The 14,542-nt window shown below is 48.0% G+C and carries 12 protein-coding genes and 1 pseudogene; 4 read left to right on the forward strand and 9 right to left on the reverse strand.

Annotated elements, in window-relative coordinates:
* Nucleotides 1-29 precede the first annotated feature (29 nt).
* The 3 genes from fdhF to fdhD are packed head-to-tail and all read left to right on the forward strand — an operon-like array spanning nucleotide 30 to nucleotide 4,016.
* Nucleotides 30-2,951, forward strand: a complete 2,922-nt coding sequence (fdhF, locus tag L3N51_RS09985) for a formate dehydrogenase subunit alpha (RefSeq protein WP_238027076.1) — start codon at nucleotides 30-32, stop codon at nucleotides 2,949-2,951.
* Nucleotides 2,915-3,271 (forward strand): DUF1641 domain-containing protein, encoded by a 357-nt coding sequence (locus L3N51_RS09990; RefSeq protein WP_238027077.1) that lies wholly within the window; start codon nucleotides 2,915-2,917, stop codon nucleotides 3,269-3,271. The genes fdhF and L3N51_RS09990 overlap by 37 nt, the downstream gene beginning before the upstream one ends.
* Nucleotides 3,252-4,016 (forward strand): formate dehydrogenase accessory sulfurtransferase FdhD, encoded by a 765-nt coding sequence (gene fdhD / locus L3N51_RS09995; protein WP_238027078.1) that lies wholly within the window; start codon nucleotides 3,252-3,254, stop codon nucleotides 4,014-4,016. Before L3N51_RS09990 ends, fdhD begins: the two co-directional genes overlap by 20 nt.
* Here the strand turns inward: fdhD and L3N51_RS10000 are convergent.
* Nucleotides 4,013-5,536: a 4-hydroxyphenylacetate 3-hydroxylase family protein gene (locus tag L3N51_RS10000; protein ID WP_238027079.1), complete on the reverse strand. Its 1,524-nt coding sequence runs from the start codon at nucleotides 5,534-5,536 to the stop codon at nucleotides 4,013-4,015. The two genes, fdhD and L3N51_RS10000, sit on opposite strands and share 4 nt — an antisense overlap.
* A gap of 66 nt (nucleotides 5,537-5,602) precedes the next feature.
* Nucleotides 5,603-7,300 (reverse strand): alpha,alpha-trehalase TreH1, encoded by a 1,698-nt coding sequence (gene treH1 / locus L3N51_RS10005; protein WP_238027080.1) that lies wholly within the window; start codon nucleotides 7,298-7,300, stop codon nucleotides 5,603-5,605.
* Between the two features lie 75 nt (nucleotides 7,301-7,375).
* Here treH1 and L3N51_RS10010 point away from each other — a divergent pair, with 75 nt between their 5' ends.
* The gene (locus tag L3N51_RS10010) at nucleotides 7,376-8,512 is read left to right on the forward strand and encodes an NAD(P)/FAD-dependent oxidoreductase (protein WP_238027081.1); all 1,137 of its coding nucleotides are present in this window, start codon (nucleotides 7,376-7,378) and stop codon (nucleotides 8,510-8,512) included.
* Nucleotides 8,513-8,625: 113 nt separating this feature from the next.
* Here L3N51_RS10010 and L3N51_RS10015 read toward each other — a convergent pair whose 3' ends face one another.
* From L3N51_RS10015 to L3N51_RS10045, 7 genes and pseudogenes are all read right to left on the reverse strand, one after another.
* Nucleotides 8,626-10,053, reverse strand: a complete 1,428-nt coding sequence (locus L3N51_RS10015) for a flagellar protein FlaJ (RefSeq protein ID WP_238027082.1) — start codon at nucleotides 10,051-10,053, stop codon at nucleotides 8,626-8,628.
* The gene (locus L3N51_RS10020; protein ID WP_238027083.1) at nucleotides 10,040-11,578 is read right to left on the reverse strand and encodes a type II/IV secretion system ATPase subunit; all 1,539 of its coding nucleotides are present in this window, start codon (nucleotides 11,576-11,578) and stop codon (nucleotides 10,040-10,042) included. The genes L3N51_RS10015 and L3N51_RS10020 overlap by 14 nt, the downstream gene beginning before the upstream one ends.
* A 2-nt stretch (nucleotides 11,579-11,580) precedes the next feature.
* A complete protein-coding gene (locus tag L3N51_RS10025; RefSeq protein WP_238027084.1) occupies nucleotides 11,581-12,264 on the reverse strand; it encodes an ATPase domain-containing protein in 684 nt (227 codons plus the stop codon).
* Entirely contained in the window at nucleotides 12,261-12,746 is a 486-nt protein-coding gene (locus L3N51_RS10030; RefSeq protein WP_238027085.1) for a hypothetical protein, read from the reverse strand. Before L3N51_RS10030 ends, L3N51_RS10025 begins: the two co-directional genes overlap by 4 nt.
* Complete coding sequence (locus L3N51_RS10035) at nucleotides 12,746-13,207, reverse strand: hypothetical protein (RefSeq protein WP_238027086.1); 462 nt, start codon at nucleotides 13,205-13,207, stop codon at nucleotides 12,746-12,748. Before L3N51_RS10035 ends, L3N51_RS10030 begins: the two co-directional genes overlap by 1 nt.
* Complete coding sequence (locus L3N51_RS10040) at nucleotides 13,185-13,991, reverse strand: hypothetical protein (protein ID WP_238027087.1); 807 nt, start codon at nucleotides 13,989-13,991, stop codon at nucleotides 13,185-13,187. Before L3N51_RS10040 ends, L3N51_RS10035 begins: the two co-directional genes overlap by 23 nt.
* Nucleotides 13,992-14,004: 13 nt before the next feature.
* Nucleotides 14,005-14,542: pseudogene (locus tag L3N51_RS10045) on the reverse strand (archaellin/type IV pilin N-terminal domain-containing protein); the annotation flags it as partial.

Genomic DNA, 14,542 nt, shown 5'->3' on the forward strand with positions numbered 1-14,542 from the left:
TTTTTAAATGTACCCAAGAGAAGTAGGGCATGTCTCTCACGGTGAGCGTGAATGGTAAAGTATACTCTGCCGATCCCGGGGAGACCATCATTAGCGTACTGAAGAGAAACAACATCTACGTCCCCCACGTCTGCTTCAATGAGGGACTCGTTCCCCTGGAGAGCTGTGACACGTGCCTGGTGCAGGTTAATGGGAAATTGAAGAGGGCCTGTTCCACTAAGGTTGAGGAGGGGATGAGGATAACCACCAATGACGAAGTCTCCAGAAAAATGAGGAGGGAAGCTATCTCCAGGATACTTCGTTATCACAAGCTGTACTGTACGGTCTGTGAAAACAATAACGGGGATTGTGCCCTGCATGAGGCGGTAATAAAGGAGAGGGTATTTCATCAGAGGTACACGGAGAAACCCTATTCCCTGGATGATACGGGTCCCTTCTACGTTTACGATCCTGCACAATGCATCCTTTGTGGGAGATGCGTTGAGGCATGTCAGGACTTTGCCGTGAACGAGGTGATCTGGATAGACTGGAGCCTGAACCCTCCCAGAGTGGTGTGGGATCGTGGAAATCCAATTGGGAATTCCTCTTGCGTAAATTGCGGGACCTGCGTCACGGTCTGCCCTGTCAACGCGCTAATGGAGAAGGGAATGCTGGGTGAGGCTGGACTCTTCACGTGGATCAACCCTGAGCTCAAGAGGAAGACCATTGAGGCAGTGGGTAAGGCGGAGGACAACTTCAGCCTGCTCATGACGGTGAGTGAGCTGGAATCCAAGGCCAGGCAATCACAGATCAAGAGGACCAAAACCGTATGCACCTACTGCGGAGTTGGCTGTTCCTTTGAGGTGTGGACTAAGGGCAGGAAAATACTGAAAGTGGAACCCAAACCTGAATCCCCCGCCAACGGGATCCTGACCTGCGTTAAGGGTAAGTTCGGGTGGGACTTCGTTAACAGTCCGGACAGGATAACCAAACCGCTGATAAGGGAGGGAGATCACTTCAGGGAGGCCAGCTGGGATGAGGCAATTCAGCTGGTTGCAAAGAAGTTCAAGGAGATCAGGGAGAGATATGGACCTGACTCCCTGGGCTTCATCGCCTCAGATAAGATGACAAACGAGGAGGCTTACCTCCTGCAGAAGCTGGCGAGGGCCGTGATAGGCACCAACAACGTGGATAACTCCTCGAGGTATTGTCAGTCCCCCGCGACGGTGGGGTTGTGGAGGACCGTGGGCATTGGAGGAGATTCCGGGACAATAAGGGACATAGAGAGCGCAGATCTTATCTTGATAGTGGGCCATAACACCACTGAGAGTCATCCCGTAGTGGGGAGCAAGGTCAAGAGGGCGCAGAAGATCAGGGGAGCTAAGATTGCCGTGATAGACGTTAGGAAACACGAAATGGCGGAGAGGGCAGACCTATTCATCAGACCAAAGCCCGGTACCGACGCAGCGGTATTGGCAGGTGTGGCCAAGTATATACTGGATCGGGATTGGGTAAATCATGAGTTCCTCAAGAGGGTGAACGGTTTAGACGAGTTCAAGGAGACGATTAAGGGCTTTACCCTGGACTACGTGGAGAGCGTGACTGGAGTTCCCAGGGAGCAGATAATCAGGCTGGCGGAGATGATACATGAGGCAAAGGGAGTAGCGGTCCTGTGGGGAATGGGCGTGACCCAGCACCTGGGTGGAGCTGATACGTCCACAATCATATCTGATCTCCTCCTTCTCACCGGTAATTACGGGAGGCCAGGGACTGGTGCATTCCCCATGAGAGGTCATAACAACGTTCAGGGAGTGAGCGATTTCGGTTGTCTACCTAACTACATGGTGGGATATCAGAAAATGGAGGAGAGCGTGATGTCCAAGTTTGAGGATGCTTGGATGACTACGCTGAACAGGAAGCCAGGACTCCAGATACCTCAGATGATAGAGGGAGTTCTGGAGGGAAAGATTCACGCGCTCTACGTTGTGGGGGAGGACACTGTGACGGTGGATTGCGGGACTCCCCTGACCAGGAAGGCACTTGAAAACGTGGACTTCCTTGTGGTGCAGGATATGTTCATGACCGAGACGGCGAGGCTGGCTGACGTCATACTTCCGGCCGCAGCTAGCCTTGAGAAGGATGGAACATTCGTCAACACCGAGAGAAGGATACAGAGGATATATAAGGCCATGGATCCCCTAGGAGAGTCCAAACCGGATTGGGAAATAATCCAGATGATAGCCAATGCAATGGGGGCAAACTGGACCTATCATCATCCATCGGAGATCATGGATGAAATAGCCAGGTTGACTCCCGTGTTTGCTGGCGTCTCCTACTCCCGACTGGAGGGTTTCAACAGTTTGGTGTGGCCTGTAAATGAGGACGGCACAGACACTCCTCTTCTTTACGTTAACTCCTTCGCGACTCCAGACGGAAAGGCTGTCCTCTACCCGTTGGAATGGAAACCCAGGCCTCTGAAGGATGAGGTACACTCCATAGTGGTCAACACTGGTAGAGTCCTGGAACACTTTCACGGTGGTACCATGACGGGAAGGGTTGAAGGGCTCAGAAGAAAGTTCCCAGAAACGTTCGTGGAGATATCCAAGGAGCTGGCGGAGAGATACTCCATAAGGAACGGGGATCTGGTGCTCGTGAAGTCAAAGTTTGGCGGGGAGATCAAGGCAAGGGCGCTGGTGAGCGAGAGGGTCACAGGAGAGGAAGTGTTTATACCTCTTTTCGCCTCTGAACCCTCTAAGGGAGTGAATAACCTGACGGGGCAGGAGTTTGACAAGGCCTCCGGAACTCCGGGCTATAAGGATACGCCGGTAGTAATAGAGAAACTGGCCAGTGGAAGCGGTACCCCTCTACCAAGAGATAACTGGAGATTCCACGTTCAGGAAAGAAAGAGGCAGGTGGGAATTGAGGTGACCAAGAAATGGATGAGAGAGGAGTTCAAGCCCTTGACAGAGTGATGGCTCAGCTCCAGGAGAGCGGAGAGGCCCTGGAGCAGTTCCTGAGGTTAGTGAACGCCCTGAACAGATCGGGTATTCTCCCGTTCCTGACAGGGCTGGCGGAGAACCTCGATGTGACCATCTCCTCCTTAACGGAGCAGAACACAGGACTGATCAGAACATTGAACGTGATATATGCGGTCCTTAACGGGGATGAAGAGGTGGACGACGTACCCCTCACCAAGATATTGCAGGAGTTTAATGACCCTGATGTTAGGAGAGGACTACTACTTCTACTGAAGATACTTCGGGCGATAGGCAGTGCAAGTAAGCAAGGTTAACCTGGTCAAGGTGAGGGATGGGCATCAAGAGGTGGACGAGGATTACGTTGCAGTGGAGGAACCGCTGGACATAACGATATGCAACCAGGAGTGCAGGACCTTCGCCATAGTAATGCGAACTCCTGGGAATGACCAGGAGCTGAGCCTGGGATTCCTCTACTCTGAGGGGGTTATTGACTCCCTAGACGACGTGATCAAGGTCAAGCAGGAACTGAACAGAATTGAGATATATCTAAGGGACGTGAAAAAGATAGAATCCCGTCAAATTGTGGTGAATTCCAGCTGTGGAGTGTGCGGGAGGGCTCTCCTCTACACTCTGGACATTTTATCAACCAGTACCACTGTGAGCAGGAACGTTATAGTTTCCCTCCCCGACAAGTTAAGGGAGAAACAGAACGTCTTTAATGTGACGGGAGGTCTCCACGCTGCTGGGCTCTTCACGAGAGATGGAGAACTGCAGTTCCTATTTGAGGACGTGGGGAGGCATAACGCCGTGGACAAGATTGTGGGGAAACTTATCATGGAGAGGAAGCTACCAGCCAGTTCGAGCATTCTTCAGGTAAGTGGAAGGCTTGGGTATGAAATAGTCAGCAAGGCGATAATGGCTGGAATTCCCGTGATAAGCGGAATCTCGGCCCCAACAAGTTACGCTGTGAGAATCGCAGAAAGCTCCGGGGCAACACTGATAGGTTTCGTGAGAGGAAAAAGTTTTAACGTGTACTCCCATCCCGAGAGGATATCTTAACTCTTCAGGCCAACCTCCTTGGCCTCTGCCTCAGACTGGCTTTCTCTCCAGGGCTCCGCCTTACTCGTGAACTTCACCTCGCTCTTCCTCCCGGCCAGCCTCTTGGCAACCTCCTGGGCGAAGTTAAGATCGTATAGCCTAGAGAACATTATCCTCTGCGCGGCAGGACTGCCAGCCCCGTGAACTGACTCTATCTGGAATGCTACTCCCATGCTCACGTTCTCCACTAGCCTGACCATCCTCAGCCTGTCCTCAGCGGTGAAGTCCTCCGCCCCCTGAAGGTACCTGGAAATGTACTCTTTCAGCTTGGGGTTCTTAAGGTCCCACTCGCTGGGGGCAGTTCCTACTATTCCTCCAGCAAGGTCTATGGAAAGCTGTGCAATCTGGGATGGGAACCTCGCTACCAGATGCTTTGTGACGTTGGCATGCATGGGGTTCACCCACCAGCAGTTGTCGCACATCTTCACGGCGTTCAGACTTGCAGCTATCCCTGCGGAATACATTGTCTCAGTCAGGAAGATCATCTCTGTGAGCTTATCCTGAACGTGAGAGGCTCTGTCGACTCCAATCTGCTTCGCCAGATCTGCGCTTGCCCCTATGATCACGTCTCCCAGTCCAGCCTTGCAACCACCATATCCCTGCCTGTGATAGGCGGAAAATATCTCCACGAGGGTGCCCGTGTACTCCCACTCCCCAGCTAGGAAAACCCTGTTCATGGGAACGAACACGTTATCGAAGATCACCAACCCCTCATGGTTGTAGAAGTAAGGAAGCCCATCTATCTCCCCTTCTTCCATTCTCCTGGCATCGTTTAACTGCCTTCCCACAACTATCTTCACTCCCTCGGTGTCCGTGGGAATTGCAAAGGCAACGGCGTAATCCTTGTCCTCAGGTCCCATAGCCCTGGTCGGTAGCACGACCATCTCCTCGGTTGCAGCAACGCCCGTTATGTTGGCTTTGGCTCCTGACACGTATATTCCATCCTTTGTGACCTCGGTTATCCTGAGATAGGCGTTCTTGTTGGGTTGCTGACTTGGTTTTAGATTCCTAACGCCCTTAGCATCGGTCATGGCTCCAGCCAAGGCTAGATCGTTTTTCTGAACGTACTTGAGGTACTCCACAAACCTGTCCCTTACCTCAGTCTTCCCCTTCTTGGCCATCATTGTGGTCACAATATGAAGGGTGTTCAGGGAATCCCATCCCACACATCTCTGGAAACATGCGCCCGTCTTATGGCTCAGCTTCCTAAGTAACTTGACCTTAGCGGCCAAGTCATCTGGAGACCTGTGAATGTGATTGAACCTGTTGATCTCCTCCTCAAGGTAGGGACTCCATGCCCTACCTAGCTCCTTAGTATCCTCCTCCCAGGCAGCGTCAAAGGTAGCCTTAAAGGACATAACGGAGGGCTTAAGGAAGGGATGCTTTGTCACGTCCTTGACTTCCCTACCCATCACGTAAATCTCAACCTTGGACCTATTACTTATGGATTGAAGGTATTGTTCTCCTGTCCTGACGACCATACAGGTTAGTAGTGTTTAAAGTTTTTAAAGTTTAGTATAATGTTCTTTTAACTGAAACTCAAAGGTTCACTGTAGACGCTCCAGTTCCCTGAGCGCTGAAACCACCTGGGCGTGAACGAAAACCTGTGGGAAGTTTCCGGTGAATTCCATGGTAGAGGTATCGAGGTGCTCCCCCAGCAGATGAAGGGTACCAGATACCTTATCCAGCCTTTCCAAGATGTCCTTGGCCTTCCTTGTCTCGCCCAGCCTTATGTAAACCCTGGCCAGCCAGAGCGTGGTGAGAAGGAAGGGATGTTTCGCCTCCCCCATGAAGTCCGATAAATACCTCTTCACAAAACCGTCCTTAACTAGGTCCTTCTCTATCCTCTGAAGAGTGTTGAGAAACAACTTATCATTTACATCAACGAATCCGTAAAGAGGCGCGGACAGGATGGAGGCATCCACTTCTGTGCTTCCTGCGTATCTGGGGAAGTACTCTCCCGAATTTTCAAATATCCAGGATCGCAATTCCTCCCTTCTCTCCTTCCAAGGGTCGTTCATACCCAGGGCATTCATAATCCTCCCCGCCCTGTCCATTGCAACCCACATCATTATCTTGGAGTGAATATAGTGCCTTGGCTCTCCCCTGTCCTCCCATATACCAGAGTCCTTCATTCTCCAGTTCTCTGCCTCCCAGTCAGCAAGATAGGTAATCTTCTCCAGGGAGTCGTAGATGTAAACCCTGTCCCCCGTTCTCTCAAAGTATTTATATAGGGAGGCCATGAAGAAGCCCTCCACGTCAAGCTGAACCTGAGTTGACGCTCCGTTTCCCACTCTCACAGGCCTGGAGTTCCTGAAACCAGAGAGCCAGGGAAGTCTTTTCTCCGGTGGAGGGATTGTACCCTCCACGGTATAGAGCGGGTAAAAGAAGGGTTTAGACGAGAAATTGATCAGGGAGAGCAGGAAGTTAATTATGTCCCTGGCCTTAACCACGTAATCGGCGTCAAGGAGAGCCTCAGCTATTATGGAGGAGTCCCTGATCCACGCGAAGCGATAGTCCCAGTTCCTTGAGTCACCCACTACCTCAGGTAGGGAGGTGGTTGGCGACGCTATGGGTCCACCGGAAGGAGCGTAAATTGAACCCAGGAGGACTGCCACCGAGGTGGTGTAGAGTTCCCTTAGATATTCCTTGGACGCCGGTAAGGATCTCCTCCAGTACTCAACGGTCTTCTCAAAGGGCCTGGAGAAGTCAAGGGAAAGTCTAGAGGTTCTTTCACTCATTGGACCGTGCTTGGCATCGGAGGAGTAATTTACCACCAGGTATCCCCTTCCCCTGGAGAACCTCCATACATCATCGCTCTCCACCTCCACCTCTCCGTCATACTCGTAAAGGAAGGCCACGCAATCCCTTCCCCTGGGATTGATCCTTCTGTTCCCATCTGGAACGGGTCTATATAAACCGTAGTAGAAGATCGGGTTGAACACAACCTTGAAGGGGAATTCGCTTTCAACCTTCCTGATGATAATTGTCTCCCCTATGGGGATGAGATCCTGAATCACCATTTTCCCCTGATCAGTTTCAACGTAGGTGGTGAGAACCATGGGATCCCTGTACTCCTGAGCCATGTACGTAACCTCACCAGGGAGTATGGAGAACTCTCCTCCCCTTTCATCAACCAGCTTGGAGAAAATTGAGGGAGAATCGAATTTAGGCACTGGAAACCAGACCACTGAAGTACCGTCCAGAATTGCGGAGGTGATTTGATTGGAAATGAAGGCTAACACACCTAAACTATGAGAGCGAATATTAAACTATTTGGGAACAACAAAGATTAATTCTCCTTTATCTCATCTTATCTTATGAAATTCTTGATACTTGGTGCCGGTTACGCTGGGCTGACGGTAGCTCACAAGCTGAGGAGATTTCTAGGGGACGAGGTAACCGTCATCTCAGAGTCGAGGGTGGTGAGAGAGAACACAATTTTCCCGCTCCTTCTCACGGATGAGGTGAAGGTAGAGGAGACTGAGTTTGACGCTAAGTTGGCCATGGAGAGGAAGGGAGTTAACTTCGTTGAGGCCAGGGTGAGTCAGATCCTGCCGGAAAGCAGGGAGGTTAAGACGGACAGGGGAACCTTTGATTACGATTACCTCTTTCTCGCCCTTGGCGGAGGATATGAGGAGAACTTCAGAAGGATTCCTGGACATGAGAACGCGGTAATGCATCACACGCTAGATGGCTTCCTTAAGCTTAAGGAACTCCTGTGGAACACTGAGGGAGACGTGTTCGTGGGAAACGCCCCAGGAAGTCCCATAGAGGGGCCTTCGTATCAGGTAGCCCTCATAGCGGAGTACATAACTAGAAAGAGGGGACTCAAGAGGAAAGTTTACCTCGCAACTCAAAGCCCCAAGGGAGTGTTTGGGCCAATTCCCCAGGAATGGGTACATGAAAAGGCGAACTCCTATTTCGAGAGAAGAGGGATACAGCTCTTGAAGGGAAAGAGCGTAAAGGAAATAAGGAAGGGGATGGTGATCCTGAATGACGGGCAAGAGGTGGAGGCTGAGGTAATATCGGTCCTCCCATCCCTCTCAGCGCCCAAGGTTGTGAGGGATACGGGCATTGCCGGAAGCTCTGGGTTCGTTGAAGTGAAATTGCCGAGTTTCAGAAAGGATGAAAGAATATTTGCACTTGGAGATCTTGCCCAAACGTCCTTCCCGAGAACTGCGAGGGCAGCCATGATCTCAGCAGAGAACGCAGTGTCCACGGTTCTAAAGGAGATTAGGGGATTGGATTTGCCCATGTACTCCCTCGGAGTTCTGTGCGTTATGGAGGGAGGAGATGATGGCGGTATCTTAAGGTTTGACACCAACGGGAAGGAGACAAAAACAGCGTTAGCGTTCAGCAGGACTTACGTTATGATAAAGAAAATGTACAGCAGACTTCTAGTCAACAGGGCATTTGACGTTCCCTATCACGGTGCTCTAACGATAGAGGCGTGACTTGAATTCCCTGAAGGATAAATCCTTGTTAGAGATGAACCGTTTTTGCTGGTTCCAGCAATTTACCAGTACAACAAATAAAAGCTTATAAGTGAGGAGGGAGGATTCATAATTCAGATATTCCCTGGAACACTAGTTATAGTGGGTAGTCCCTGGAATATACCCGAGAATATACCCTGTGTAAGAACGTAAGTGAAATGAAAACTTAAAGCTGTAATTATCAGAAGTATTCCCACAAAGTAAAGGGAGGAATAGAACGTCTTACCATACGCAATTGCAATAGAGATTCCGTTGGCAAAAGACAATGCTACCAGAATAGCTAATAGAAGCAACGATAGCTGGGGAATACTGACCTGCCCAAGAGTGAAAATTGTGTTTATCGCGTTACTACTGAATATGGTCTCGAATACTTGAATGAGGGCTAGAAGAGATCCACCTATGGCTGAACTGGCTCCCTGCATAGCAAACACGGAGGCCTCAAACGCCCTTCCGTTCTGCTCTCTTCTGGCCCTCAGGTTGAGTAACGTTGTCCCTATCCTTGAGACAGTTTCACCCACCTCTTTTACATTTCCTCCGAGCTCTATTGTGGCGGATATTATTCTATTCATCATTAAGATTAAAACACTTCCACTTTCCTCTCCCATCATCTCAAAGATTAGGGATTTCTTGACGCCAAACTTAAGCCTGTTGAGCGAAGAGGTTACCAGTGGTCTCATGGAACCCAGATCTCCCCTCATGACGCTAAGAAAAGTATCCATCAAGTTACTCACCACGTGATAGGTTCTGGAAAAATATGTGACGAAGGCAACGTAATGTCTCTCCAATGTGCTCAATCGCCTTTCCTTTGTCCTGAAGAATATACCTGTCCCAATTAATACTCCTCCAGCTATTGCTATGGAAATATAATTTCTCTGGAGAAGCATAATAATCCCGGCCAATGTTACTCCTACCACTCCAACTAGCTTTTCATTTCTCTTCAGGATCACGTAAACTTCAGGTCTATAAAGCATGTATACAACTAGGGTCAGGAGACCTATTACTGCAACCATTGCTAGGGAAAGAAGGTAAAGGGCAGAGGTTCCAACGTCGAAGAGAATCGACACCAGAGTGAGATTTACCATGAGGAAAACGAGGGAACTGCTAAGACTTCCATAGATCGCGAGGAAGTTATTCATGGACTCGATTTTCCTGTTCATATCTGCATTAAAGTCGTTTAGGGTCATATCTATCTCTCTGTTCAAGAATGATATCATTTCGTCGCCATGGGACAAAGCCTGTGAAAACCTTATCATGAACTCCCTGAATGGCTTGATGTACACCTTGGAGCTCATAATATTTATCGCAGTTGAGAATTTATACCTGTAACCATGAATGAGAGTCGCGAGCCTACTGAATGTCTTGGAGTATTCTCCGAAATACTTGAGACCTGAGAGGGTCACTATTATATTTTCAGGGGGAAGATCTGCCGTAAATAGGGCTAAGATGTAGGCGACAAGGAAAATGAATTTTGAGTCAACCTCATCCTGTCTACGCAGTTGCAATTTGCCTAATCGCCTCCTCTATTCCTATTTGTCTAGCCTTGAGAATCCAGTTCCATACATCAAAATAATTGAATATTTTCCTCTCAACGAGAGTCTTTATGAATTGCGCTCTTTGATTTAGATCGTCGTATAAAAGGTTCATATTCCTTCTGTCTATTCCCCTCCTTACAGCTATCTTGTTCTCTATGAGGTAGGAGGAACCCTTCCCCGCAAAGTTAATCTTATCGTAGACCGGATCGTAGGTAAAGGCTGGTACAAATATAACGTCGCTGGTTACTGGATCTACGTCAATGATCTCATCCACTTCAATAACCCTTCTAACCAAGTTACCCTTCTTGTCGTAGAGAGCACTCTGAAATAGCGCAAGATTTAGATTATTAATATAGGACTTCGGAACCTCTATAGGATATCCGCTCAGTCTTTGAACTAGCGTCCTAATATTCGCGGCATGAAAGGTAGCCATAACCGAGTGACCTGTCTGCATTGCCTGAAACGCCACATTCCCCTCCTTATCTCTTATCTCGCCCACTAGAATGTAATTGGGCCTCTGCCTCAGAGCGGCCTTAAGTAGATCAAACAACTTTACACTTCCCTTGCCACCCGTATCCCTGGTCACCTCTGCGACCCAATTCTCGTGGGGAACAGTAAGCTCTGGGGTATCTTCGATAGTAATTATCTTGAGGTTAGGTGGAATAAATGCCGTGATTGCATTAAGAGACGTAGTTTTCCCAGATGCTGTCTCTCCGCATACGAAGAGGTTCATTCCCTCGTCTAACATCATCCAAAGGTATGCTGCCAGCATGGCAGACATGCTTCCACTTGAGACAACCTGTGTGATGCTGAGTGGAACCTTGCTGAACTTCCTTATGGTTAGATTGGACCCCCTCCTACTTACGTCAGTTCCATACACGAAGTTGACCCTAGAGCCATCTGGGAGAGAAGCATCAATGATAGGCCTATTATGGGATACTGGCCTCAGTGTCTTTTCGCTAAGCGTCACAATCAACTCGTCTAGCTCCTGCTGATCGTCAATCCTGATATTGGTTTTCATTGCGCCGAATAGCTTGTGTACAATGTAAACGTTTCCAAGCCCCGGAAGGCTTATGTCCTCAATGTAGGGGTCTCTTATGAGGGGTTCAATGGGTCCAGTATACAATTTGTCACGAATGAAGTGATAGATAATGTACTCCCTATTGAAGCCCTTTGTCCTTACCTTCTCCAAGATAGCTCTCATCTTTTTCTCCTTCTCCTGAACAGAGTCGGGAACCTTTTCCTTGTAGTTGATTAACTTTGCAAACTGAATCTCTACGTCTTCCAGAATATTCGCCGGAGGTCTTGGAGGTTCTATGACAAAATATTGATAATAACCGTCGTCTGACCTTCTGCTCACCACGTGAATGAAAATCTGTTCGGATACCCTGTAAATTATATTGAAGACCTTGGACCCCTTATATCTGGTAGGATCCTCAACTATCTCAGGTTTATCCTCAAGCCCATTTATATAGCTTTGAAGGTATTCGCTCATGGCTAAGCCCTCGACAAAGTTAATGGAACTACCTTTACTCCCAAGCTGGGATCCACATCAAAGGAAATGGAGTCCGTGCCGAAGGTACTTTCGCTAGTCTTTATCTTCTCTATTACCTTAACTCTCCTGTTTCCTATTGTTGCAGAAGAGGTCTTGAAATATACGTCAGTCTCGCTTCTTACCCTAGTTACCAGTTCCTCGCTGAACGCATTCGGATGAACCGTGATGATTACCTCCTTTCCATGGGAGACTGCAACCCTTAATCCCTTAAGGAATTCCATGAGATCCTCTGCCTTGGAGAAGGTGGATATAACTGTAAAACTGTCAATTAGAACAAAATCCTTCACCCTTTTTATGAACTCGAGGATGAAATAGAGAAGCTTCTTGGCTAGGGATGAATTCCAGCTGAACCTGCTCGTGTTTAGGGGAGCCATTCCTAACTTTCCCCTCAAGAAGAAAGGTATCAGGTCAATCTTTACTTCTCTCATCTTCTTGAGGTAACCATACGATGACTGCTCAGTGGTGATGATGTAACCCGACTTACCAGCAGACAGTAGACCGTACACGAACTGCGCCCCCATCACACTCTTTCCAGTCCCATGATCTCCCTCTATCATTATGAGTGCAGGGAAGGGAACTCCCCCAAGTCTCCTATCCAGCTCCTCATTTGTTGTGGGGATTATCATAGGTTACCCCTCCACACGGCTACATTACCGTAGTTTGTAGAGATAACTACAGTAGAAGGGGCGTTAGAATAAGGTGAGTAAGGCAGTACAACCAAGAATTGGGCACTACTATCCGGTTCCAAGATCTGGGATGACGTCCATTGATAGGGAGTTGGGGATGTGGAGAAATTATACAGGGATATGGACAGAGTCGATTTATTGCTAACATTAGCATAATATTGCACGACCACTGCAAATTGTTGAAAGTCCCATAATGGTACAGATCCGTTATTTGTGACTGTGATAACTAAGTCATTGCCTGAATAAGTTACATTCTTTATGAAAATCCTAGAGTTAAGCTGGTTCAGATAGAGGGTCTGCCTTATGTTTTCGGATTTCTCTATAACCCCTATAACGTTTGAGACCACGAGAAAAACCGCCCCCAGGGAGGCCAGACCTATGAACATAGTAAGGGAGAAGGCTATGACATTTGAGACTCCCATTACATCACCTCAAATACATAATTTGTTTCATAGCCGTTCTGTGCATCAAACATGACCTCATAATATTGTCCCTGCTGGAGGGGAGCAGGAAGCGTAAGAGTAATCTTGGCCGTGCTACCTGGAGATAAAATTGTTACTGAGGAGGTCCAGTTAGGCGGAGATGTAGTGGAATATCCCGTAGGCTGAAGTTGATACACTTTCCCAAAGAACAGAGTGGATGAGGACATTAGGATGCTGGTCTCCCCTATATTCTGCAGATAGATGACCACAGTATCGGAAGAGGTGTTAGTGACGTACACGATTTTAAGGTCAGTAGTCATTTTTTGCGCCAGTGAAAGTGACATGGAACTCATACCTGAACTAATACTTGTCAGAGAGTAGTAAACGCCTGCGACCAAGACACCCACAAGGGTTACGCTAGCTATGATAAGTATTGACTCACTGATTATTTCTCCTGCCATTGCCATCACCAAGAAGAACTGACATATATCTGACTAACTCTGAGTCAGCAGAATCATAGCTCTTGGCTATGTCGTAGGCTATAAGAGCTAGTTCGGTTGCGTCAATCTTTGGACGATTCTTCTGAATGATATCCTCGATTTTAGCTATCAGCTCAAGATCCTCAGGTGTGATTAGACCTAAGTTGAGAAGTGCCCTGATCTTTACCTTATCGTAATCTAGAATGGCTAGAAGAATTGAAAGTTGTACTAACTTCCTTATATCGACTTTGGGAAGCCCAGCCTGACTCGATGAATTATTTGAAGGAGGAGTATAGGTGGATAGGTTCGTTGATTTAGCCGGGATTTCGCTCTTCTGCTCGGGCTCGTTAATTGGAATAAAATTGAATGGAGATTCAGCGTCGCTCTTCGTGGCCTTTATTGCCAGAGCCAGATCCTCTAGTCCCTTACCCAAGTTATCTATTGACTGCTTTAATTCTGTGGATGTGTCCGTGATCATCTTCGCGAGATCAGCCTGCATCTTATCTACCCTGGATGTAATCTTGGATAGATCCTGTTGTGGCTGAGATTGAGTTGAGGGTTGAGGGGGTTGTTGAGTTGATATGTTGACTGAGGAGGCTTGGAAAGTGTTAGGCTGTACTGAACTTGGATTGGAGGATCTTCTAATGTTAAGATTTATTCTACCAGGTCTTAATACAAAAAAGAATAGCAAAACGAAGAATATGGAAATAGGAACTCCTACAGAGAAGAAAACAACAAAAAATTGACTTGAAAAAAGATCGGTCATTTGACCTACCTCCTTATCCTATCGTCGTGATGAAGCCATCGGGTTGGTATACGTACTCGGAGAGAGTCAGCGGTGATCCTATGTTGGGTATTATCTGGATAGTTATGGTCTGATACTGGAACACTGGAGTGGTACTTGGGAATAGAATAAGTACACCTATGGTGGAGCCTGCGGGTGCCACGTCGCTACCCACAAGTGGATCTCCTGCCACCGGGAAGGTAATCGCAACTGGATTTGAAGATTTGACTGTTGCATAATATGTCTGGCCATTATAGGTAAATTCAAATGCTCCTGATGAAGAGGTAGTACTTACATTCACGTATTTTGATCCAGTAAGCTGATTTAACGCCAATAATGCTGCTCCAGGACTAGCATAATAATAGTAAGTTTGACCTCCGCTAGTCTCCGAAGAAATGTAATTAGTACTTGTCGTATTAAGCAGCGTATATACGTAGATATTAGAGTAAGCAATACTTTCTGATGGGGCTGTGAAGGATATTGAGGTGGTTGAAGGCGATAACTGCACGCTGGATACGCCGGAGCTAGGGGAT

The sequence above is a fragment of the Metallosphaera javensis (ex Hofmann et al. 2022) genome, assembly GCF_022064045.1.
GTDB lineage: Archaea > Thermoproteota > Thermoprotei_A > Sulfolobales > Sulfolobaceae > Metallosphaera > Metallosphaera javensis.